General features: G+C 67.7%; 22 protein-coding genes and 1 tRNA gene. 14 read left to right on the plus strand and 9 right to left on the minus strand.

Translation table 11 applies throughout. The features are described 5' to 3' along the window. The first annotated feature begins 97 nt into the window (after positions 1-97). A complete protein-coding gene (locus tag DI276_RS26230; protein WP_198680915.1) occupies positions 98-2,155 on the plus strand; it encodes a tetratricopeptide repeat protein in 2,058 nt (685 codons plus the stop codon). Between the two features lie 7 nt (positions 2,156-2,162). On the opposite strand, the gene DI276_RS26235 is transcribed toward DI276_RS26230, so the two are convergent. Next, the gene (locus DI276_RS26235; protein WP_232836924.1) at positions 2,163-3,212 is read right to left on the minus strand and encodes a hypothetical protein; all 1,050 of its coding nucleotides are present in this window, start codon (positions 3,210-3,212) and stop codon (positions 2,163-2,165) included. Between the two features lie 216 nt (positions 3,213-3,428). Between DI276_RS26235 and DI276_RS26240 the strand changes: the two genes are divergently transcribed. Continuing rightward, positions 3,429-3,719, plus strand: coding sequence for a hypothetical protein (locus DI276_RS26240; RefSeq protein ID WP_112267966.1), 291 nt, complete (start codon positions 3,429-3,431; stop codon positions 3,717-3,719). 42 nt (positions 3,720-3,761) lie between these two features. Here the strand turns inward: DI276_RS26240 and DI276_RS26245 are convergent, their stop codons facing one another. Further along, the gene (locus DI276_RS26245) at positions 3,762-4,211 is read right to left on the minus strand and encodes an SHOCT domain-containing protein (RefSeq protein WP_112267968.1); all 450 of its coding nucleotides are present in this window, start codon (positions 4,209-4,211) and stop codon (positions 3,762-3,764) included. Between the two features lie 182 nt (positions 4,212-4,393). Between DI276_RS26245 and DI276_RS26250 the strand changes: the two genes are divergently transcribed. From DI276_RS26250 to DI276_RS26260, 3 genes are all read left to right on the plus strand, one after another. Continuing rightward, complete coding sequence (locus DI276_RS26250) at positions 4,394-4,597, plus strand: hypothetical protein (RefSeq protein ID WP_112267970.1); 204 nt, start codon at positions 4,394-4,396, stop codon at positions 4,595-4,597. Positions 4,598-5,015: 418 nt separating this feature from the next. Then, positions 5,016-5,675 (plus strand): recombinase family protein, encoded by a 660-nt coding sequence (locus tag DI276_RS26255; RefSeq protein WP_157984952.1) that lies wholly within the window; start codon positions 5,016-5,018, stop codon positions 5,673-5,675. Positions 5,676-5,695: 20 nt separating this feature from the next. Continuing rightward, entirely contained in the window at positions 5,696-6,475 is a 780-nt protein-coding gene (locus DI276_RS26260; protein WP_157984953.1) for a recombinase family protein, read from the plus strand. Between the two features lie 42 nt (positions 6,476-6,517). On the opposite strand, the gene DI276_RS26265 is transcribed toward DI276_RS26260, so the two are convergent. From DI276_RS26265 to DI276_RS26285, 5 genes are all read right to left on the minus strand, one after another. Beyond that, positions 6,518-6,600: transfer RNA gene (locus DI276_RS26265), tRNA-Leu, on the minus strand. Between the two features lie 377 nt (positions 6,601-6,977). Continuing rightward, the gene (locus tag DI276_RS26270; RefSeq protein ID WP_112267976.1) at positions 6,978-7,583 is read right to left on the minus strand and encodes a response regulator transcription factor; all 606 of its coding nucleotides are present in this window, start codon (positions 7,581-7,583) and stop codon (positions 6,978-6,980) included. Then, positions 7,580-8,719: a sensor histidine kinase gene (locus DI276_RS26275; protein ID WP_112267979.1), complete on the minus strand. Its 1,140-nt coding sequence runs from the start codon at positions 8,717-8,719 to the stop codon at positions 7,580-7,582. The genes DI276_RS26270 and DI276_RS26275 overlap by 4 nt, the downstream gene beginning before the upstream one ends. After that, a complete protein-coding gene (locus DI276_RS26280) occupies positions 8,716-9,423 on the minus strand; it encodes an ABC transporter permease (protein WP_112267981.1) in 708 nt (235 codons plus the stop codon). Before DI276_RS26280 ends, DI276_RS26275 begins: the two co-directional genes overlap by 4 nt. Next, positions 9,420-10,364 (minus strand): ABC transporter ATP-binding protein, encoded by a 945-nt coding sequence (locus DI276_RS26285; RefSeq protein ID WP_332874711.1) that lies wholly within the window; start codon positions 10,362-10,364, stop codon positions 9,420-9,422. Before DI276_RS26285 ends, DI276_RS26280 begins: the two co-directional genes overlap by 4 nt. A 79-nt stretch (positions 10,365-10,443) precedes the next feature. Here DI276_RS26285 and DI276_RS26290 point away from each other — a divergent pair, with 79 nt between their 5' ends. Both DI276_RS26290 and DI276_RS26295 read left to right on the plus strand, forming a co-directional pair. Beyond that, positions 10,444-11,982, plus strand: a complete 1,539-nt coding sequence (locus DI276_RS26290) for an AAA family ATPase (protein ID WP_157984954.1) — start codon at positions 10,444-10,446, stop codon at positions 11,980-11,982. A gap of 14 nt (positions 11,983-11,996) precedes the next feature. Beyond that, positions 11,997-13,298: a helix-turn-helix domain-containing protein gene (locus DI276_RS26295; protein ID WP_112267987.1), complete on the plus strand. Its 1,302-nt coding sequence runs from the start codon at positions 11,997-11,999 to the stop codon at positions 13,296-13,298. Here DI276_RS26295 and DI276_RS26300 read toward each other — a convergent pair. After that, the gene (locus DI276_RS26300; protein WP_112267989.1) at positions 13,279-14,271 is read right to left on the minus strand and encodes a serine hydrolase domain-containing protein; all 993 of its coding nucleotides are present in this window, start codon (positions 14,269-14,271) and stop codon (positions 13,279-13,281) included. The two genes, DI276_RS26295 and DI276_RS26300, sit on opposite strands and share 20 nt — an antisense overlap. A 48-nt stretch (positions 14,272-14,319) precedes the next feature. Next, positions 14,320-14,718 carry a hypothetical protein gene (locus tag DI276_RS26305; RefSeq protein WP_157984955.1) on the minus strand — a complete coding sequence of 133 codons (399 nt, stop codon included), beginning with the start codon at positions 14,716-14,718 and terminating at the stop codon, positions 14,320-14,322. A 77-nt stretch (positions 14,719-14,795) separates the two neighbouring features. Here DI276_RS26305 and DI276_RS26310 point away from each other — a divergent pair, with 77 nt between their 5' ends. From DI276_RS26310 to DI276_RS26340, 7 genes are all read left to right on the plus strand, one after another. Next, positions 14,796-15,464, plus strand: a complete 669-nt coding sequence (locus DI276_RS26310; protein ID WP_112267993.1) for a GAP family protein — start codon at positions 14,796-14,798, stop codon at positions 15,462-15,464. Positions 15,465-15,522: 58 nt separating this feature from the next. Then, complete coding sequence (locus DI276_RS26315; protein WP_112267995.1) at positions 15,523-16,680, plus strand: helix-turn-helix domain-containing protein; 1,158 nt, start codon at positions 15,523-15,525, stop codon at positions 16,678-16,680. A 143-nt stretch (positions 16,681-16,823) separates the two neighbouring features. Continuing rightward, a complete protein-coding gene (locus DI276_RS26320) occupies positions 16,824-17,411 on the plus strand; it encodes a DUF6801 domain-containing protein (protein WP_112267997.1) in 588 nt (195 codons plus the stop codon). Positions 17,412-17,436: 25 nt separating this feature from the next. Further along, on the plus strand, positions 17,437-18,327 hold the full coding sequence (locus DI276_RS26325) for a glutaminase (protein ID WP_112267999.1): 891 nt from the start codon (positions 17,437-17,439) through the stop codon (positions 18,325-18,327). Between the two features lie 19 nt (positions 18,328-18,346). Then, positions 18,347-19,672, plus strand: a complete 1,326-nt coding sequence (locus DI276_RS26330; protein WP_198680916.1) for a M20/M25/M40 family metallo-hydrolase — start codon at positions 18,347-18,349, stop codon at positions 19,670-19,672. A gap of 10 nt (positions 19,673-19,682) precedes the next feature. Beyond that, the gene (locus tag DI276_RS26335) at positions 19,683-20,450 is read left to right on the plus strand and encodes an SDR family oxidoreductase (protein WP_112268001.1); all 768 of its coding nucleotides are present in this window, start codon (positions 19,683-19,685) and stop codon (positions 20,448-20,450) included. A 65-nt stretch (positions 20,451-20,515) separates the two neighbouring features. Continuing rightward, positions 20,516-21,349 (plus strand): alpha/beta fold hydrolase, encoded by an 834-nt coding sequence (locus DI276_RS26340; RefSeq protein ID WP_112268003.1) that lies wholly within the window; start codon positions 20,516-20,518, stop codon positions 21,347-21,349. Positions 21,350-21,353 lie beyond the last annotated feature (4 nt).

Below are 21,353 nucleotides of genomic sequence, written 5' to 3' on the forward strand. Positions count from 1 at the left end.
TCGTAGCACTCGCCCCGATCGTTACGCCGATTCGCTCCGGGGTGGACTGGACTTGGTACGGCGCGTTCGCATTGCTCTGCTGTGCAAGGGTTGTAGCGTGAGCAAGGGGGTGGCGATGAGCGAGAACTCCGTGTCCGGATCGGTTGACGGCGCCGTGGTGCAGGCGGCATCGATCGGTTCGGTAAACATCAATTCCGCGCCACCTGGCAATCCGGTGCCGCAACAGCTGCCGCCCGCGCCGAGGACGTTCGTCAGTCGCGTTGAGGAACTGACCGATCTCGATCGCGCGCGAACGGAACAGCAGCCGCTTGTCGTCGTGAGCGGCCCTGGTGGTGTGGGAAAGACCTCGCTCGCATTGCGCTGGCTGCATAACACTCGCGACCAGTTCGCGGACGGCCAGCTTTACGTCGATCTCGGTGCTCACGGCGAGACTGCGCGTCCTGACGAGGTGCTGGAATGGTTCCTCAGCGCGCTCGGTGTCGAGGTCGTGCCACCCAGCCTGCCGCAACGTCAGGCCCTGTTCCGCTCGCTGACCTCTGGCAGGTCGTTCGCGATCATGCTCGACAACGCGGACAGTGCCACCCAGGTCCGTGCCCTGTTGCCTGCCTCGCCGAGTTGCGTTGTGGTGGTAACGAGCCGTCGAAGACTGAGCTCCCTCGGCATGGACGGCGCACGGTTCGTCGACGTCGAACCGATGGATGTGCGGGCGTCGGTCGAACTGCTCGAAAAGGCGGTGGGTGAACGTCGGTTGTCGGTCGAAACTGAGGCCGCCCGCGAGCTCGCGCACTTGTGCGGCGGCATGCCCATCGCACTCGGTGTGATCGGCGCCCGCCTGTTCCGCCGTCCACACCGCACGTTAGCGCGAGAAGTCGACGAACTGAGAGCAGAAAACCGTCGCCTGTCGAATCTGGACCTGGGTGACTCCGCGTCCGTGAGCGCGGTCCTCGATCTGTCCTATGTGGATCTTCCGTCGCGTCAGGCTCGGCTCTACCGACTTGCTTCCTGGCATCCCGGGTCGAGCTTCGGGTCCGGGGTGGCGGCGGCGATGGTGGCGGACGACGTCGAAGAGGTAGAACGCGACCTCATCGACCTGGTGGAAAAGAACTTGCTGATCGAGGCTGGCGACGACCTGTTCCGATTCCACGACCTGTTGCGCGTGCATGCCCGCGGGCAGGGGGACGCCGAGGCGGACGCAGCTGTGCGGCGAGCGGTGGAGTGCTATCTCGATCGGGCCGTGAACGCGGGTGCCGCCGCTATTCCCACCAGGAGGTGGGTGGGGGAGCGGTTCAGGACGGTGGACTCCGGCGCTTTCGGTTCGCGCGCGGCTGCACTCGACTGGCTCGACCAAGAGCGGGACAACCTCGTGCAGACGTTGCGTACCGCGCACGACCGAGGCTGGCCCGACCTGGTCTGGCAGCTCGCCGAGGCGATATCCGCGCTGTTCCAGCGGCGCCACCACTACTCGGACTGGTTGTTCACCCACCAACTTGCGGTCCAGTCCGCACGCGATTGCGGGGAGCGGGAGGCGGAAGCACGCCTGCGCAACCAGTTGGCTGTCGCGTTGCGTAACCTGGGTCGCTTCGACGAGGTCGTCGAGCAGGTCCGGCTGGTGCTCGAACTCGCGGCCGACCATGACCTCGGCAACCGCGCGAAAGCGTTGATGCAGCTCGGGCACGTACATCGATTGCGCGGCGAGTTCGACGAGGCGCTGCGTTACTTCCGCGAGAGCGTCGACGTGCAGGTGCGCCACGGATGGGCGCGTGGCATCGGTCTCTCCCGTCGCCGCGTCGGCGAGGTGCTGATTGACATGGGCAGACACGATGAGGCCGTCGCCGAGCTTAGGAAAGCGGAGAAGTCGCTCGACGACGTCGTGGACAAGGCGCGGGTAAGGATGTTCCGGAGTCGCGCGCTGTCTCGCCTCGGCCGCTTTACGGATGCCCTGTCGCTGGCCGATGACGTGCTGGGAGTAGTCCGGGGAGCCGGCTCACCGCTGCACGTGGCCGACGCGTTCGAACTGCTTGGGGAAATCGCCGAGCTGCAGGGTGATCTGCCGCTCGCCCGTGACCACTACCGTGCCGCACTCGGGTGCTACGGGGAGTCGTTCGACCCGAGCGCGGAGCGGACCAGGGACCAGCTTCGAGCTCTCGACCGGTGACGTTCGGTCAGTGGTCCTCGGAGAGGGGATTCGGCAGCGGTACTCGCGGGAGTGGCGTTTCCTGATCGGGCTCGCGCGCGCTGAGCAGGCGGTACATCGTCGAGCGCAGGATCGAGTCGGCCTGGTCCAGGCGAGAACTGAGCAGATCGGCGAATCCCGGCACGGTCACGGCCTCGTCCAGGTCGCCCGCGTACATCGGCACGATCTCGCCCAGGGCGTGAGCGAGGCTGCCCTTCCTGACCTCGGGAAGGGTGGCGAGCAGTACGCGCCTGCCGATGGCGGCCGCATACTGGGTGGTGGACCCGTGGTCGCCAACGACGACGTCGCTCGCGATCATCGCCGCCTGCCAGCCCGCCTCGGGTGGGATCACCATGACGCCGCAGTCGGCCAACCAGGCCCGCACCTGCCAGGCGCCGTGCACCGCCCAGACGTTCGGGTGCAGTACCACCGCCACTCTGGCCAGGCTGGGCAGTTCCCGGTACACCATGGGGCAACGGGCGAACGTCGACTCCGTCGTCCAGGTGGAACTGATCGTCACGAGCGTCTCGTCGGTCTGCACCCCCAGTGCGTGGCGGTACCGGTCGCGGAACGGCAGGCTCGCACGCATCCGGTCGAGGCAGATGTCGCCGGCGACGACTGCAGAGGCCACCGCTTCAGGGCAGGAGGCGCTGAGTGCCGCCAACTCGTCGTCGTGAGATAGCGCGATCCCCGCGGCATGCACCTTGCCGTCGCGCATCAGCAGCTGCCGGTCCAGGCCGTGCACTGGTTCCGCCGTGTGCCGGACCCTTATCCGCGACTTCAGCGCGCTCGCGCCGTGCGGCAGCACCAGCACCGGGCCTGGCGCCTGGTCGATGAACCGGTAGCTAGCTGCGAGAACGAGGTCGAACTCGTGCTGCAGTGCCTGTTCCCACGGAATGTCCAGCCCGCCGATCATCCGGATGAACATCTCCGTGTGGAGGGACGGTTCTGGCCGGGTGAAGAAGACCTGCACGCGGTAGTCGGCGTTGAGCAAGGGCAGCAGGTCGAGCAGCCGCGTGCCCGCGACGACGCTCGGCACGATAACCAGTACCCTGTGACATCCCGGCACCGTCACTCGATGAGCCGCTCCAACGCCGAGCGGCGTCGTCGACCAGTTCATCCTGGTCTCCCTCCTGATCAAAGTGGTGTCATGACCATGGCGTGAGGGAGTTCGTCGAGGGGGCGATGGGTAACAGTTGGTCTGGTTCGCGGGACAAGATGATCTCATCTGGTTCGTGAGGGAACGGACTTGGCAGTGAGCACCACCGGGAAACGACCCGACAAGCACGAACCACCCACCCTCTCCATCGCCGGCGAGGGCGTCCACCTGGGCAACACGATTGACGAGGACACCGGCACCGTGCGGACCCCGTTGGTGATGGCCATCTCCTACCGCCTGAAGCAAGACCCGTCCACCATGGACTGGTCCGCTGCGAACGGACTGGTCTACATGGACCTGACGCCACAACGGCTATCCGGCCTCACCCTCGGGTTCGCGGTGAGCGCGGCGCGGAGGAACCCGACGGCTACACTCTGCCACCGGTAAGCGCCTTCCTGGCCGGACGAGAAGAAGTAGTTGGCCCGGCGGTCAGTACAGCAGTTTGGCCTTTGCCTGGGCGAACTCTTCCTGTGACAAGACCCCGTCGTCGCGCAGCCGTGCGAGCTTTGCAAGATCATCTGCGATGGTGCTCGGCGATGTGCCCTGTGGTGCGCCGGGCACGCTCTGGGGAACGTTTCCACGAAAGGACGGATGCGCCCGGATCCACGCCTCGATCTTCGCCGAAGTCCCGTGGTTGACCGGGCAACTTGCGAGTTCTGTCCCGCTGCCCTGCAACGTCAGCATCTGTTGGAGCGCGCTTGCGCCATTCTTCCGGTCTTGCCGGGTCGCCTTGCGCACTGAGAACCCGGTGACGTCGGCGATGTTGACCCTGAATGCCGGGAGCAGCTTGCCAGTCTGTCGGTACTCGATGATGCCATCACCGTAATCGATGATGCTGCCGTTCCCGATGCCCAGCCCGTGGCTCTGCGCTCTGGTCATTGCCGGTCTCCATCCTGTCGCTGTGATCCGATGTTGAACATCGCGAAGACGGGCGCATCGGTTACCCAGTGCCGCACGAAAGATCGTTACCGCAGCGTGTAATGCGTCTCTCCCTAGCTAAGAGCATGCTCAGATGATCGTGTCGCTGCTGTGCCTGGTGGCCGTGGGAACGGTCGATTGGCGTGGCGTCCCTGTGGGCAAGCACCACGGTGGTCGGCAACTTTGCAGCCGACCGCGACGTCGGCCGGGTCTCGGCGCTGCGGAGGTTCGCGAGGCCGATGGCCCACCTGTCCTTGCCGGACGATGGGGAGCTGCACGTCACCCACCAGCACGCCGACCTGCAGCACAGGACCGTCGAGCCGGCCGGACACCTCGCTGGTCCATGACATGCACCTGATCATCTCGCCGTCTACCGACCCGTGACAGGGACCTACGGGTGAGCGTCACCTGGTGGCCGCACGTTGGGGCCGAGCAGGGGTGAGCGCGCCGACGATGACGGTCTACGTCAGGACTGGCAAGCTGGCCATAGCCGCGAGTGTTCAGGCCGCCGGGGAAGACCTCCCACGGAGTCGAGAAGCCGGACCTGGCGTCGATGCGGAACTTGGCGCGCGTGTTTCGGAACGATAAGAGCACCTCCCGCCCCACGAGGGTCGGGAGGCTGCCTGGCAGAGGGCTCTGCCGATCGAGCTGCCGCCAGCCGAGGTCTGGTGTGGCTCGCTCTTGGTCTGTTCGGGTGGAGATGGGCAGGACGTCGTCACGACACCTCTGGCGTCTGGGTCTCGGTTTTGACCGAGGGAGCTGACTGTGGCCACGCTGACGAATACCGAACTCGTTGCCGCGTTGACTGGACGCCGTCGTCCAGTGGCGCAGGCTGAGGAGCCTGGCTTGCGTTTCGCCTTCTACGGCCGGATGTCGACGAGCGAATTCCAGGATGTGCAGACGTCGCGTGCGTGGCAGCGTGCCGTTTCGGATGAGCTGATCGACGGCATCGGTTCGGTTGTCGCGGAGTACTTTGATGTGGGTGTGTCGCGGCGGTGGTCGTGGCAAGACCGTCCAGAAGCAGCGGCGCTCCTGGCCATCGCTGCAGATCCTGGTCGTGACTTCAACGCGGTGGTCGTCGGTGAATACGAGCGTGCGTTTTACGGTGATCAGTTCCGCGAGGTCGTGGCTGGGCTGAACGCGCTCGGTGTTGCGGTGTGGCTGCCGGAAGCGGGCGGCCCGGTGGAACTCGGGAGCCCGGTGCACGAGGCGTTGATGGTGTTGCTGGGTGCGCAAGCGCAGCGTGAGGTGGCACGGGCCCGTCAGCGGGTGCTGGCGGCTATGCGGTCTCAAACGCGGTTACAGGGGCGGTTTCTGGGTGGCCGGCCGCCGTATGGGTATCGCCTTGTTGATGGTGGTCGGCATCCGAATCCTGTGCATGGGCGGTGGGTCGGCGGGTGCAGGTGTTGGCGCCGGATCCGGTGACTGCGCCGTGGGTTCGGTGGATGTTCGCCGAGCGTGCCCGCGGCCGCACTGTGGCGTCGTTGGCGCGGGAGCTCAATGAGCGTGGTGTGGCGTGTCCCGCGGGTGCAGACCGTGAGCGGAACCCTCACAGGTCAGGGGAGCGGTGGATCGTCCGGACTGTGGCGATGATTCTGGAGAATCCGCGCTATACCGGCCGGCAGGTCTGGAATCGAAGTAGCACAACAGGACACGGGGCAGGTGGGCGTACGGGTGGCCGCGGTGCTGGAGTGCTGCGATACAACCCGGTCAGCGAGTGGGAGGTGTCCGAGCGGATCGCCCACGAACCGCTCGTGGACGATGAGACGTTCCTGGCGGCGCAGGGGATGCGGGTAGCCAAGCCTGCCAAGGACGGCGAGGTGCGGAGTTATCTGCTTGCGGGGCTTGTCGTGTGTGGGCTTTGTGACCGTCGGATGGACGGGCATTGGGTTCATGGACGAGCGGGCTATCGATGCCGACATGGTTTTACCAGCGTCAAGCGGCGCCCTGACGGCACACCGCGAAACTTCTACGTCCGAGAAGATCACCTGCTTGAGGCACTGCCGCGGCTACTCCAACGGCCCGCTGGGCTTGTGGACCAGGGCATGTGCAAGGAGTTGGTCGATCAAGTCCGCAAGCAAGGCCTGCAGATTCAATATGACGACCAGAGCGTTGAAATTCGATCCGATCCAGCGATGGTGAAGACCGTGGCGCCTGCCCGTCGCCCGGTCCAGCCGACGCTTGCGCTGGACCGGTGTGACGACGTGCAAACGGTCGAAATATGAATTACCCCACGGGATTCTGATGAATCCCGTGGGGTAAGAGAATGTCCGAGGGGGGACTTGAACCCCCACCCCCTTTCGGGGACTAGCACCTCAAGCTAGCGCGTCTGCCATTCCGCCACCCGGACGTATTTAGTTCTGCCTCGGCTCGCGCCGTGGTGTGCATAGATTACATGATCGTCGCCGTGGGCCAAAATCGGGGGGTTGGCTGACGGTTGGCGCTGGTCAGCGGTGGTGGGCAGGAGTTGGTGGGATCACGATGTCCGTGGTGTTGGGGTGGTGGTCTTGGGGCATCGGACAGGACGGTTGGAGGTGCTGGCTGGGCGGTTGCTCGACTCGGAGCCGGCGCTGCGGTGGCAGGTTGAGCGGGATTTGGTGGATGCCCCGGGAGGTCTGGGGAGCTACGCGCACGAAGGGGCAGAGCGAGGGGTGCCCTATTGGAGTGGGGAGGTCGACGTCGGCATCAACGCGTGGACCTTGGCCGACAGAGGCGGTGGGACTTGGGTTAGATCCAGCCTCTGGCTCGGGCTGCGCGGGCTGCTTCGTGGCGGTTGGAGGCGCCGGTTTTGCCTACGGCGGAGGAGAGGTAGTTGCGGACTGTGCCTGGGGAGAGGGAGGCGCGGCGGGCTATTTCGTCGATTGGGGCGCCCTCGAGGGCTAGTTCTAGGACGTCTGCTTCGCGTGGGGTCAAGGGGCTGTCGCCTGCGCTGATGGCTTCGGCGGCTAGGGCTGGGTCCACGTAGCGGCCGCCGGAGTGGACGGTGCGGACGACTGTGGCCAGGACGTCTGAGGAGACGGTTTTGGGGAGGAAGCCTCGGACGCCTGCGGCTAGGGCTCGTTTCAGGTGTCCGGGGCGGCCGTGGCTGGTGACGATCATTGTTGAGCAGGAAGGAAGTTCCAAGGACAAGGCCTGGGCTACGGAGACGCCGTCGAGGTCGGGCATTTGCAGGTCGATCACGGCTACGTCTGGGCGGACCACGCGGGCGGTGGCCAGGGCTTCGGCGCCGGTTGCGGCTTGGGCTACTACCGAGAGGTCGTCCTCTAGCGAGAGGAGGGCGGCCATGGCTCCGCGGATCAGGTGTTCGTCGTCGGCCAGGAGGATGCGGATCACGGGAGCTCCACGGTCAGGACGAAACGGTTGGGAGGCTCGGCGAAAGCGGATACCGAGCCGCCTAAGGCCGAGACTCGTTCGCGTAGGCCCGTTAGGCCGCTGCCGAAGCGGAAGTCGGTCAACGAGGCGCCGTCGTTGGACATGGTCAGGATGTTGCCGCGCAACGTGATTGTGCAGGTGCTGGCTTCGCTGTGGCGTAGGACGTTGGTTACGCCTTCGCGGACGGCCCAGCCCAGGGCGCCGGCGGGTTCGCCGGTCGAGGAGGCTTCGCCGATCACGCGGCAGTCGATGCCTGCGGAGGCGAGGAGGGAGCGGGCGCCGGCCAGTTCGACTGAGAGGTCGGCGGTGCGGTAGCCGCTTACGACGGCGCGGAGCTCGTCCAGGGAGTCGTGGGCTATTCGGCGGACTTCCAGCATTTCGTCGATTGCTTCGGAGCGGCCGCGGCGGGCCAGTTGGGCTGCCAGGTCGGCTTTTAGGGCTACTACTGAGAGGTTGCGGCCTACTACGTCGTGGAGGTCGCGGGCGAAGCGCAGGCGTTCTTCGGCTACGGCGAGGTTGGCGCGGACTTCGCGGGAGCGGTCCAGTTCCCAGACCAGGCCGACCATCCAGAGGGTTGTGCGGAAGCCGAAGGCCAGGATCAGCAGCATGACCGTGGTGAACAGACCGCGGGTGGGTTCGGCGGTGAGGATCACGAAGAGGCCGCCGGCCACTGCGGCCAGGGCCAGGGGGCGTGGGCGGAGGAGGGCGGACAGGGTGGTGATGGTCAGGACCAGGAACATCACCGCTATGCCGTCGGCTGGGCCGTCTGGCTTGCCTGGGGTGGGGTGTGGGTAGGCGAGCTCGGCCACGGCCAGGACGGCGCAGGTGTAGGCCAGGAAGATCACCAGGAGGCGTCGTGGGAACGCGGTGTTGCCCAGGTGGTGTTCGATGCCCAGGTGGCCCAGGCGCACGCTCAAAACCGTGTGGATCAGGGTGGCCGCCGAGATCAGCACGATGGCGGTCGTGCCGACCTCCTCGGCCATGGCGGTGATCAGCAGGGGTGGCAGCACCAGGAAGCTCACGTAGAACGTGACGCGGACGTACAGGTCGAAGCGCGCCGCGTTGCTGCGGGACCGCCACCAGCCGAGCAAGTTCACCTCCGTGGGTCCCAGCGGAACCAGCGACGTACAGCGTAGGTGCCCAGGGCGATCCACGCCGCCAGGATGATCAGCGGCTGCAGGACTGGGCCGCCGTGCCAGCCTGCGCGCAGCAGGTCCAGGACTGGGGTCAGCGGTAGCAGGCGCAGCACCGACGCGACGCCTTCCGGCATTACCGAGAGCGGGATGAACAGGCCCGAGCCGAGCACGCACGCCATCAGCACCGGCAGGGACGTCACCTGTGCCATCTCCACTGTGCGGGTGAACGCCGAGGACGCCGCCGCGAGCAGCACGAAGACGATCACGCCGCCGACGATGCCCACCAGCAGGAACCACGGTCGGCTGGGCAGGGAGACGCCCGTCATCACGCCGACGATCACCGCGAACAACGCCATTTGACCCAAAGCCACCACAACGGACGGCAGGGACGCGCCGAGCAGGATCTCCGGGTCGGTGAGCTCGCCGACCCGAAGGCGTTTCAGGACAAGCTCTTCACGGCGTGCCACGAACGTGGTGACGAGGTTGTAGTAGACGGCCATGACCAGAACAAAGCCGATCAGCCCGATGACCAGCGGTACGCCGTCAGCGTCCACGGACAGCAGCAGCGGCACGATCAGCAACGGCAGCACAAGAGAGTTGAACAGCGCGGTTCGGTTGCGCCAGAACAACTTCAGCTCGGCCTGCCCGACAGCCACGGCCCTCATGCCGCCTCCTCCGCGATCGCCAGGAACGCTTCCTCCAGGGACGCCGAGCGGGCGTCCAAACCGGACAGTTCGACCGAGTTGACGTGTGCCCAGGCGAGCAGCTCGTGCAGCGTTTCCTGCAGATTGTTGGTTCGCACGGTGACGCGCCCGGACGGATCGGAATCCGCGACGACCGGCAGCGAAACACCGCGGGGTGCCACGAACGAAATGCGAGCCGGATACGCGTCCACCACCTCGGAAACCGTTCCCTGCGCGACGATCCGGCCGCGGTGCATGATCGCCAGTCGGTCGGCCAACGCCTGCGCCTCCTCCAGGTAATGCGTCGTCAGCAGCACGGTGACGCCTTCGCGCAGCAACGAACGAATCAGTTCCCACGTGTTGCGGCGGCTTTCCGGATCGAGTCCGGTGGTCGGCTCGTCGAGGAACAGGACCTCGGGCCGGCCCAGCAGAGCCAGCGCCAGGTCCAGCCGCCGTCGCTCGCCACCGGACAGCTGCTTCACCCGCACGGAAGCCCGATGTGCCAGGTCAACGAGAGACAACGCTTCATCAACCGGGCGCGGCGAGGTCAGGGTTCCGGCCCACATCTTTGTGGCCTCGGTCACAGTCAGGTCGGGTGGAAAACCGCCTTCCTGCAACATCACGCCCACGCGCGGCCGCACGAGAGAGCGCTCCCGGAACGGATCGTGTCCCAGCACCGAAACAGTGCCAGACGCCGGACGTGAGAGCCCTTCCACAACCTCCACCGTGGACGTCTTTCCCGCGCCGTTGGTACCGAGCAAAGCGAACATTTCGCCCCGCTCCACATCAAATGAGACGCCACGTACGGCTTCGAATCCCCCGCTGTACCGGCGGGTCAGGCCGCGTACCTCGATCGCTGTCATAAGCCCACGATCTCGGGAAACAGGGAGAAACGGCAGTGTCGCCACACACCAGAAACCCATGACAGATGTCATGCCCGCTATCTGAGGGGTTTCCCCGCGTCCACTCGCGACGGTCGCGCTCTCACCTAACCTCGCCCCAGTGGCCGACCCGGTCCAGCTTCGCCGCCGCCCGCGCCGGGCGCGGCCACCTCCGGGCTCCGGCGGGCGGCAGGGGTCCGCCGGGGGCCCGTCCAACGAGGGGAGTCGTCACGTGCAGGAAGAGCTGCGCGGACGCCACGGGGAGCTCGCCGCACTGCGAGCCGCGTTCGAGGCCGCCGCCACACGCGGACGTCTTGCGGTCGTGCGCGGTGCGCCGGGGAGCGGACGAACGGAGCTGTTGCGGTTCGCCGCGGCGATGTGGCGGGCCGAGGGCGTGCCGGTGGTCAGCCACCGGCCCAGGTCCCGCGCTGTGGTGCTGATCGACGACGCCGATCACCTGAGCGACCCCGTCGTCACGACCACCGCCATGCGCATGCCCGGCTGCCTCGTCGTCGCGGTCTGCCGCGACCACGCCGAGCTCGCCGAGGCCGCGGACGTCGTCATCGACCTGCCAACGTTGTCGCACGACGTCGTGACCGAGCTGATCACCACGCGCGACCCGCTGGACCACAGCGTCGTCGAAGCGCTCGGCACCGCCCTCGGCCCGCTCTACGGCAACCCCGGCACGGTCCTCGCGACCCTCGGCGAGACCAACCTGACGTGGGTCGGCGACCTGCTCTTCCTCGCCACGAACCGGATCAGCCTGCCGAAAGACCATCACCTGCTGGAGCACGTCCACGGCCTCGCGCACCGCGTCGCGCTGTTGTGCGTGGTGCGCCAGGGCATCGAGGTCACCGACCTGAAGCTGCTCAAAGAGGACCTCGCCGAATGCGGCCGCGCACTGGACGACCTCGTCGAACGCGGAGTGCTCACGAAGGACCTCAAGGTCGCGTGCCCGGCGCTGGCCAACGCGATCATCGACCGGAGCGGCGAGGACGAGGTCCGCCGGATGCACGTCGCGCTCGCCGTCGACAGCTTCGACCCGGACCTCGTCGCACTGGCCGGCCGGGACCTGCCCGACGCACCGCACCGGGCCCGCTGGCTCGCCGACCGCGCCGCCGAGATCGAGGCCACCGACCAGGAACGGGCCGGTCGCTGGCTCGCCGCCGCCGTGCTGATGACCCAAGATCGCCCGTGCGGACGGCTCTGTTACCGAGCCCTCGCCGTTCTGATCGCAACGGGCCAACACGAGCTGATCCGCACAGTCCTCAAAGAACGCGAAGATGCCAGCACCGACGCCGCCGCGATGCTGTTGCTGCTCAACGGCGACCACACATCGATCAATGGCGGTCCGGCCGTCGCACTGGCGCGGTGGTGGCTCGGCGAACGTCCCGACTGGACGCCACTGCCGATGAACACGCACGACGACGAAGCGGTCATCACCAACGCCGAGCTGAACGCGATCTACCACGCGTTGCGCTTCGACGCCCAGGCCTGCCGCACGGCGCTGAGGTTCGTCCGCGACGACCACGCGAGGGATAGCTTCGACGAGATCACCGAAGCAGGCACGGCCGGCGACGTCGCGACGGTCCTGGAACTCGTGCTGGGCCACCGCTATCGCACGCCGGACCACGGCCCGTTGAAGCTCTACCAACGCTGATCCGGCTCGTGGGCATGTGCGCGGCGGGGGACCGGGCCGCACTGCGCAAGGTCGCCGACGGCAGTTGGCGTTCGCTCCCCGGTGGCACCGCAGCTCGGTTCATCGGTCGTGCGGTGGCCATGTGCTACACGGACCGTTGGGATGAAGCGGCGACGTTGCTCGCCAGCACGCGCAACATGTGGCGGCTCGGCAACGCGGCCACGGTGACGTTCGGCGAGATCTTCGGCATGAGCTCGGCGCTGATGTCCGGGCGGATGCCGGAGTTCGAACGGGTCGTCAACGATCCCGGCCTGTGCCCGCTCTACGCGGCGGACCGGAACCGACCGGCGCTGCAGGCCGCGATGGCGCGGTGCCTGCTGCTGATCGGGGAGTCGAAGCGCGGCGCACGGATGCTCGACGACCTCACGCTACAAGCGGCCGACCTCGCGTTGCTGGGATTCGCGCAGGGACGGTGGGACGAGGCGCTCGGGCACGCCCGCAAGGCACTGGTCACCGGGTCGACGCTCGGCCAGGTCGCGGCGCACACGGCGTTGGGGCACGACCTCGCCACGATGCTGGTCGCACGGGCGAAGCTGACCCGTGCGCGCGAGGTGATCGCCGACGCGCGCGCCGGCCAGAACGTCTTGCCGCACCTGCTGGACGTGCCCGAGTCGGACCTGGAACTGGTGCTCGGCGCACGGGACAAAGGCCGGCGGGCACTGCAGCGCGGGCTCGCATTCGCCGCGCAGCACGCCATCGTGATCGGCACCGACGAGCTGGAGCTGCGGCTCGCCGTGCTGTCACTGGAGGACGGCGACCGCGAGGACGCCGAGTTCCGCGTCGAACGCCTGGCTGACATCGCCGAGACCATGGACACCGGCCGCGCGCACCGCAACCACCTGCTGGCCCGCGCGGTGACGTGGCACGACCGGCAGGCGACCAACGAGGTGCGCAGACTGGTCGCCGAACGCGACCAGCCGTACGAGATCGCGCTGACGTTGACCGCATTGGCCACGCACGGACTCGGTGACGCACAGACGCTGCGGGAGGCCTACGACCTGTTCGGGCTCATGGACGCGTTGCTGCCCAGGGCTTTGCTGCGCCACCTCATGCGCGAACACGGCGTCGCGGTGCCGGGTCGTGCGGCCACGACGGCCGAGCAGGAACGGTTGCTGGCCTCGTTGGTCGCGGAAGGGCTCACGAACCGCGAGCTGGCCGGCGTGCTCAGGACCACCGAGAAGAGCGTCGAGGCCAAGCTGACCCGGCTCTTCCAGCGCACCGGCTACCGGTCACGGGTGGAGCTCGCGACGGCGATCCTCACCGGCGAGTACCACTGAGGAACCGCGCGACCGGCCACACCCCGTCCGACGTGTTCCCGAGCACCGTGCGCGTGATCCCCGACTCGGGCTCGTGCACGGTCTTGAACGACACCCCGGCGTCCCACCCGACGAGCTGCACCTGGCTGGTCGACCCGTGCAGCCAGAACCCGAGGCCGTAGCGCAGCTTGTCCTCGGGGATCTCGCTGTGCGGCTTGACCATCTCGGTCACCCACCGCTCCGAGACGATCCGTCCGGCGAAGAACGCCCGCCAGAACGCGCTGACGTCGGCCGCCGTCGTGTAGATCCCGCCGTCACCGCCGCCGCGGATCGGCAGGTGGAACACGTTGGTGCGCCACTCGCCGTCGATCGGCAGGTAGCCGATGGCGGTGCGTTCACCGAGCGAGTCGGACCGCAGGAACTCGGTGTCGGGCAGGCCAGCCGGCGCGCAGACCCGTTGCCGCACCAGGTCGTGGTACGGCACGCCGCTCGCCCGTTCCGCGATCAGGGACAGCACGACGTAGCCGCCGTTGTTGTAGCCGAACTGCGTGCCGGGCGGAAACTTCTGCGGATACCCGTCGAGGATCGGCACGTACTGCTCGATGTCGCGCAGGTTCTGCACGGGCACCGGCAGGACGTACTCGTTGATGTCGGTGATGACCTCTTCGTCGAAGTAGTCGCCGATGCCGGACCGGTGCGCCAGCAGCTGCCAGACGGTCACCTCGTCGTCGATCAACGGCAGGTCCGCGCCGAGGATCGAGCGCACTCGAGTATCGGCACTCAGCGTGCCGTCCTCGATCAGGCTCACCACGGCCAGCGCGGTGAAAGCCTTGCAGCCGCTGGCGATCGCGAACCGCGTGTCGACCGTGTTCGGGATCTTGTAGCCGCGGTGCGCGAGGCCGTACGCCTTCTCGAAGACCTGCCGGTCCTCGTCCACCCGGACCACGCCCGAGAAGTTCGCGGTGCGGGCGACCTCGTCCAGCTCTTGTTCCATCCGGCGACGGTGACACGGCACGCGCCCACAAAGCGCGCGAATTTCCGATTACGGGTGATAACGCCCCGCGACCTCGGTGATCTCCCCGGCGCGGTTGAAGGTCAGCTGGGGCGCGTAGGGCGGGGACGACAGCGCCAGGAACTCCTCGCGGGTGCACGGGACGCCGCCGAGTCCTTGCCAGCCAACGTCGATCTCGGTCGGCTGCCCGCAACCCTGCGCGGTGCGGAACACCGCGTCCGGGGCGAGCTTCGACCTGTGCGGGGCCGGCGACAGCGGATGGACGGCGGAGTTGTTCTCCTCCGCCTGCCGGTACTCGCCCTCGACCCACTCGACGGTGCCGTCGGGGTGGATCGCCGTGATCATCGCGACGTCCACCGAGCTCGGCGTCAGCCACACCACCACGCCCACGGCCACCGGCACCGCGGCTGCCCACACCCGACGCTTCATGCCGACCTGACGCCGTGATCAGCTCCGGGTTTGCGTGCTGATAATATCACGGTCGTACTAAATAACGAGGGGGACGAATGACCTTGGGGCTGGTAGCCGCGCTGGCCGGACTGGCGCTGCTGGACTCGACGAGCATCGGCACGCTGTTCATCCCGATCTGGCTGATGCTCACGCCGGGACGTCTGAAACTCAGCAGGTTCGGCGTCTACCTCGGCACGATCACGGTCTTCTACTTCGCGGTCGGCGTGCTGATCGTGCTCGGCGCCTCGCAGGTGGTCGACCACCTCGACGGCAAGGTCGCGCTGTGGATCCAGCTGGCGATCGGCGTGTTCCTGTTCGTGATCAGCTTCCGGTTCGACAGCAAGAAGAAGCCGAACACGGGGAAGTGGCAGCAGCGGATCAACGCCAACGGGTCCGCCTCGGCGCTCGCGGGCATCGCGGTGCTGGCCGGCGTCGTGGAGCTCGCGACGATGCTGCCGTACCTCGGCGCGATCGGCATGATGAGCGCCGCCGACCTCAACGCGCCGCAGATCGCGTTGCTGCTCGCCGGGTACTGCCTGGTCATGATCGTGCCGGCGGTGCTGCTCCTCGGCGGGCGGCTCGCGTTGCGCAGCAAGATCGAGCCGTTCCTCAACCGGATCAGCACGTGGTTCGCGGAGAAGGGGGCGAGCACGACCGGCTGGATTCTCGGGATCGCCGGGTTCCTGGTCGCACGCGATGCCATCGCACGGCTGTTCTTCCTGTGAACCACTTGGTCCAGTTGGCTGAACGACCGCGTTTCGTTTTCCTCCTACACTCGCGAGGATGACTCAGCTGGACGATCCGCGCAGATCAGTCCCGCGGGAGCTGGCACCGTTGCTCCGAATGGAAGTCACGCCGGTCTCGGTGAGCATTTTCGAGGCCATCGAGAAATCGATTCCGGAATACAGCCAGTTCAGGGACAACGTCGTCGATGGCATTCGACAGGCGTTGGTGAAGTTCGTGGACATGATCGCCGATCCGGAGTCGGAACCCGATCCGCACGACGACATCCACCGCAAGCTCGGCGCGTGGGAGTTCAAGTCCGGCCGCAGCCTGGACAGCCTGCAGGCGGCGTACCGGATCGGCGCGCGGGTGGCGTGGCGGCACGTGTGCGGGTTCGCCGAGCGGCGGGAGCTGTCGCTGCACCTGATGTCGGTGCTGGGCGAGGCGATGATCGCCCACGTCGACGAGCTGGTGAGCCTGTCGGTCGAGGGGTACGCGGCCGCGCAGGCGAGTGCGGCGGGAACGCTGGAACGCAAGCGGCGCAAGCTGATGGAGCTGCTGGTCGGTGATCCGGCGAGCAACTGGCAGGCGGTGCTGGACGCGGCGCAGGCGGCGGCGTGGCCGATGCCGGACCGGCTGAGTGCCGTCGCGCTTGAGCCGTCCGCCGCACCGGCGGACGACCTGCCGCCGGACGTGCTGGTGAACTTCGAGGACGCGACGCCGTACCTGCTGGTGCCGAACCCGGTCGCGGTGCCGCGCTGGATCCGCCGGGCGCTGCCGGGCTGGCGGGCCGCGGTCGGGCTGCCGTTGGCGCCCGTGGAAGCGCGCAGGTCGCTGGCCTGCGCGCGCCAGGTGCTGGCGCTCGCGCGGGAGAAGGTGCTGCCGGACCGGCCCGTGCTCGACTGCGCCGATCATCTGGTCGAGCTGACGGTGCTCGCGGACGAGTTCCTGGCCCGGCAGCTGGCCGAACGGGCGCTGGCGCCGTTGGCACCGTTGACCGAACGGCAGCGCACGAAGCTCGCCGAAACGCTGCTCGTGTGGCTGTCGGCACGGGGCGGCGCGCCCGAGGTGGCCGCCCGGCTGCAGGTGCATCCGCAGACCGTCCGCTACCGCGTGAACCAATTGGACGAACTGTTCGGCGACCGAATGCACGACGCCGAGGAGCGGTTCACGCTCGAGCTGGCGCTGCGGGCTCACTATTTATTGGATGGCCACTGATAAATCGCGCGAACGCAATTCGTACGCAGGTGACAAAAGTAGTTTTTCTCTTGCATTGCGGAATGCGGGTAGCTAACTTACTGGCGAGTAAAGCAACACCGCCTTCTTGCAGTTCAATGTCGTACTCACGGAGGTCCCTGCAGATGAAGACCCTCGCACGCGCCGCTGCCTGCGTACTGGCCGCCGGAGCACTGAGCATGGTCACGGCCGGCACCAGCTCGGCCGCGCCCGCCTCGCTGAACATCACCTACTCCTGCAACTTCACCCTCATCGGTGCGCAGGACATGCCGACCACGGTCAGCTCCACGGACCTGCCCGACTCGGCCACCGTCGGTGTGCCTACCGCGGTGTCCAACACCACGGTGACGAGCACCGTGTCGGAGAGCGCCACCACCACGCTGGCCTGGCTCGGCGCGAAGTCGGTCGACGGCACGATGACCAGCCAGGTCCCCGTGGTCAACGGCAGCGCCACCCAGACGCTGACCTCCGTGTCGACCATCCCGAACACGCCGGTGCCCTCCAGCGGCACGTTCCAGGTGACGGCCACGGGCACGTTCCCGGCGATGACGCTCGCGAACGCCGGCTCGGCGACGATCTCGCTCGGCAGCGCCGAGCTCAAGCTGACGCCGCGACTGGCCAACGGCGACGCGACGTGGCTCGGCACGATCACCGTGCCCTGCACCGTCAAGCCGGGCCAGAGCACCACGTTCTACACCTTCCCGGTGGCTTGATCGGTCCCGTGATGGGATTGGCGGCATGGAGCTCCAGCAGTTGGTGGACCGCATTGCCGCCGAGGTCACGCCAGGTGGTGCAGTAGCCGACTACATCCCGGCGCTGGCCAGGATCGACCCGCACGCCTTCGGCCTCGCCGTCGCCACACTGGACGGCGAGGTCTTCGGCGCGGGGGAGTACCGCACGCCGTTCTCCATCCAAAGCATCTCCAAGGCGTTCACGCTGGCGCTGGCTCTCTCCCAGAACGACGACGTGTGGTCGCGCGTCGGGCGGGAGCCGTCCGGATCCCCGTTCAACTCGCTGGTCCAGCTGGAGACCGAGCAGGGCATCCCGCGCAACCCGTTCATCAACGCCGGTGCGCTCGTCGTCACCGACCACCTCGGCCTCGGTGCCGCTGATCGGCTGCTGGACTTCCTGCGTGCCGAGAGTGGCAACGCACAGGTCGACGTCGACCCCGAGGTCGCCAAGTCCGAGCTCGACCACGCCGACCGCAACCGCGCGCTCGCGCACTTCATGGCCTCCTACGGCAACATGCGCAACCCCGTCGACGTCGTGCTGCACGAGTACGTCCGGCAGTGCTCGATCGCGATGAGCTGCGCGGATCTTGCCCGTGCCACCTTGTTCCTGGCCCGGCACGGCGTCCGCAACGACGGCACACGGCTGTTGGGTGTCAGCGGCGCGAAACGGGTCAACGCCGTGATGCTCACCTGCGGCACCTACGACGCCGCCGGCCAGTTCGCCTACCGGGTCGGACTGCCCGGCAAGAGCGGGGTCGGCGGCGGCATCATCGCCGTGGTTCCCGGGAAGTGCGCGATCTGCGTGTGGAGTCCAGCATTGGACGCACGCGGCAACTCCGTCGCGGGTGTCGACGCCTTGGACCGATTCACCACTCTCACGGGCTGGTCAGTGTTCTGACTGGTGGTAGGAAGACGGGGTGAGCACAACGGGGAACGCACTGGCACTGGCCGAGGACGAGGCCATCACGCTGGTCAGCGAGCTGATCAGGATCGACACGACGAACACGGGTGATCCCGCCACGCTGGTCGGCGAGCGCAAGGCGGCCGAGTGGGTGGCGGAGAAGCTGTCCGAGGTCGGCTACGAGACCACGTACGTCGAGTCCGGCGCGAAAGGCCGCGGCAACGTGATCGCGCGTCTCGCCGGGGCCGATCCCAGCCGGGGCGCGCTGCTCGTCCACGGTCACCTCGACGTCGTGCCCGCCGACGCCTCCGAGTGGTCCGTGCACCCGTTCTCCGGTGCCGTGCAGGACGGGTACGTGTGGGGACGTGGCGCGGTCGACATGAAGGACATGGTCGGCATGACGCTGTCCCTGGCGCGGCACTTCAAGCGCGAAGGGATCGTGCCGCCGCGCGACATCGTGTTCGCGTTCCTCGCCGACGAGGAGGCCGGCGGCCTGTTCGGCGCGAAGTGGCTGGTGGAGCACCGGCCGGAGCTGTTCGAGGGCGTCACCGAGGCGATCAGCGAGGTCGGCGGGTTCTCGGTCACGCTGAAGGACGACGTGCGGGCGTACCTGGTGGAGACCGCGGAGAAGGGCATCCGCTGGCTCAAGCTGCGGGTCAAGGGCACCGCCGGGCACGGCAGCATGATCCACCGGGACAACGCAGTGGCGAAGCTCGCCGCCGCCGTCACGAAGCTCGACCAGCACCAGTGGCCGTTGATCATCCGGCCGTCGGTGCGGGAGTTCCTCGACGGGGTCACCGAGATCACCGGCCTCGAGTTCCCCGACGACGACATCGATGGCTCGATCGGCAAGCTCGGCGCGCTGTCGCGGATGATCGGCGCGACGCTGCGCGACACCGCGAACCCGACGATGCTGTCCGCCGGCTACAAGGCGAACGTGATCCCGTCCACCGCTGAGGCCACAGTGGACTGCCGCATCCTGCCCGGCCGCGAGGAGGCGTTCGACCGCGAGCTCGCCGAGCTGCTCGGTCCGGACGTCGAGCGCGAGTGGATCGGCCTGCCGCCGGTGGAGACGACGTTCGACGGTGCGCTGGTGGACGCGATGACGGCGTCGATCATCGCCGAGGACCCCGGTGCCCGCGTGCTGCCGTACATGCTGTCGGGTGGCACGGACGCCAAGTCGTTCCAGCAGCTCGGCATCCGCAACTTCGGCTTCGCGCCGCTGAAGCTGCCGTCGGACCTGGACTTCTCCGGTCTCTTCCACGGCGTGGACGAGCGCGTGCCGGTGGACGCCCTTAAGTTCGGTGTGCGCGTGCTGGACCGTTTCCTGCGCAACAGCTGAGGAGATCGCTGTGTCCACTGTGGACTTGACAGGTCAGGTCGCGCTGGTGACCGGTGGCGCGGGCGGAATCGGCGCCGCCGTGGTGCGCCGGCTCGCGAAGCTGGGAGCCCGCGTGGCGGTGCTCGACCTCGATGCCGCAGGGGCACAGCGGATCGCCTCGGCGGTGGGTGGCATCGCCATCGCGGGTGACGTGACGGACGCCGCCACGATGCCCGCGGTGGTCGAGCAGGTCGAACGGGAACTGGGCCGCCTCGACGTCGTGCACCTGAACGCCGGCATCGGTGGCGGGCAGGCGGGGATCGACGACGCGCTGAACGTCGACCGCTACCGCAAGCTGGTCGGGGTCAACGTCGACCACGTCGTCTACGGGCTGTGCGCGGCCGTCCCGGCGTTGCGGCGGCAGGGCGGCGGGAAGATCGTGATCACGGCGTCGCTGGCCGGGCTGGCGGCGATGCCCGCCGACCCGTTGTACACGCTGACCAAGCACGCGGTCGTCGGATACGCGCGGGCGGCGGGGAAGGCGCTGGCGGCCGACGGAATCGTCGTCTCCGCGCTGTGTCCTGGTTTCGTGGACACGTTGCTGCTGGGCGCGGCCAAGGAGGAGTTCGACGCGGTCGCGTTCCCGTTGCTGACGCCGTCGGACATCGCCGACGCCCTGGAAGCGGTGCTGGCACAGGGTGAGCCGGGGGAGGCCTGGGTCATCCAGCCAGGTGGGCAGGCGTCGGCGCACCAGTTCCGCGGTGTGCCGGGACAGGACGTGGTGCTCGGCCGGGTCTGAGGCTCGGATAACCGGATCCGTGTTGTCTCGTTAGGACGATCAGACGACACGGCGAAAGGAATCCGATGGTGCGGCTGGAGGACGGGACCGAGCTGAACGTGGTGCGCGCGGGCAACCCCGAGGCGCCGGTGACGGTCGTGCTGGCCCACGGCTACGCGCTCGACCACCGCAGCTGGCACAAGGTCGTGGCCGGTTTGGGCGAGGACTTCCAGGTCATCGCCTACGACCACCGCGGGCACGGCAAGTCGGCGGGTGCCACCAAGGAGACCGCGACCATCGAGCAGCTCGGCGACGACCTGGGGGAGCTGATCGAACGGGCCGTGCCGGCCGGACAGGTCGTGATCGCCGGGCACTCCATGGGCGGCATGGCGGCGCTGGCGATGGCCGAACGCAGGCCGCGGCTGTTCCGGCAGCGGGTGCTGGGCAACGTGTTCGTGTCGACGGCCGCGAGCGGGCGGTCCGAGACCTCGCTGGCGTGGCCCAAGGCGGTCGGCAAGCTCGTCCGGGAGCTGGAGCGGGCGTTCGGGCCGATCGTGCGGGCGGTGCGGGAGAAGATCGAGCCGACGAAGACCGCCGGCCTGCGGTGGTGGCTGTTCGGCGACCAGCCCGAGGACGAGGACGTCGAGCTCACGGCGGACATGGTGTGGGGGCACTGGCCGGAGACCGTCGCGCTGTTCCGGCCCGCGGTGGACCGGTACGACCGGGAGGCCGGGCTGACCGTGGCCAAGGAGAAGGCCGTGGTCGCCGTCGTGGGGGACGAAGATCGGCTCGTGCCGGAGACCGACGCTGTGAAGTTCGGCGGGACTTCGGTCATCTTGGCCGATGCGGGACATATGCTTCCCCTGGAGCGGCCGGCCGAGATCGCGAACCTGATCCGGGAGGTGGCCGCCAAGGCATAGCTGG

The organism is Lentzea terrae (genome assembly GCF_003265345.1).
Taxonomy (GTDB): Bacteria; Actinomycetota; Actinomycetes; order Mycobacteriales; family Pseudonocardiaceae; genus Lentzea; species Lentzea terrae.

Excerpts from the sequence above, each read along its gene's own strand:
- DI276_RS26305 (WP_157984955.1), bottom strand. The coding sequence starts at position 14,718 with ATGAAGCGTCGGGTGTGGGCAGCCGCGGTGCCGGTGGCCGTGGGCGTG.
- DI276_RS26315 (WP_112267995.1), top strand. The coding sequence starts at position 15,523 with ATGACTCAGCTGGACGATCCGCGCAGATCAGTCCCGCGGGAGCTGGCA.
- DI276_RS26295 (WP_112267987.1), top strand. The coding sequence starts at position 11,997 with ATGTGCGCGGCGGGGGACCGGGCCGCACTGCGCAAGGTCGCCGACGGC.
- DI276_RS26320 (WP_112267997.1), top strand. The coding sequence starts at position 16,824 with ATGAAGACCCTCGCACGCGCCGCTGCCTGCGTACTGGCCGCCGGAGCA.
- DI276_RS26310 (WP_112267993.1), top strand. The coding sequence starts at position 14,796 with ATGACCTTGGGGCTGGTAGCCGCGCTGGCCGGACTGGCGCTGCTGGAC.
- DI276_RS26280 (WP_112267981.1), bottom strand. The coding sequence starts at position 9,423 with ATGAGGGCCGTGGCTGTCGGGCAGGCCGAGCTGAAGTTGTTCTGGCGC.
- DI276_RS26340 (WP_112268003.1), top strand. The coding sequence starts at position 20,516 with ATGGTGCGGCTGGAGGACGGGACCGAGCTGAACGTGGTGCGCGCGGGC.
- DI276_RS26300 (WP_112267989.1), bottom strand. The coding sequence starts at position 14,271 with ATGGAACAAGAGCTGGACGAGGTCGCCCGCACCGCGAACTTCTCGGGC.
- DI276_RS26260 (WP_157984953.1), top strand. The coding sequence starts at position 5,696 with ATGTTCGCCGAGCGTGCCCGCGGCCGCACTGTGGCGTCGTTGGCGCGG.
- DI276_RS26245 (WP_112267968.1), bottom strand. The coding sequence starts at position 4,211 with ATGACCAGAGCGCAGAGCCACGGGCTGGGCATCGGGAACGGCAGCATC.
- DI276_RS26285 (WP_332874711.1), bottom strand. The coding sequence starts at position 10,364 with ATGGGTTTCTGGTGTGTGGCGACACTGCCGTTTCTCCCTGTTTCCCGA.
- DI276_RS26325 (WP_112267999.1), top strand. The coding sequence starts at position 17,437 with ATGGAGCTCCAGCAGTTGGTGGACCGCATTGCCGCCGAGGTCACGCCA.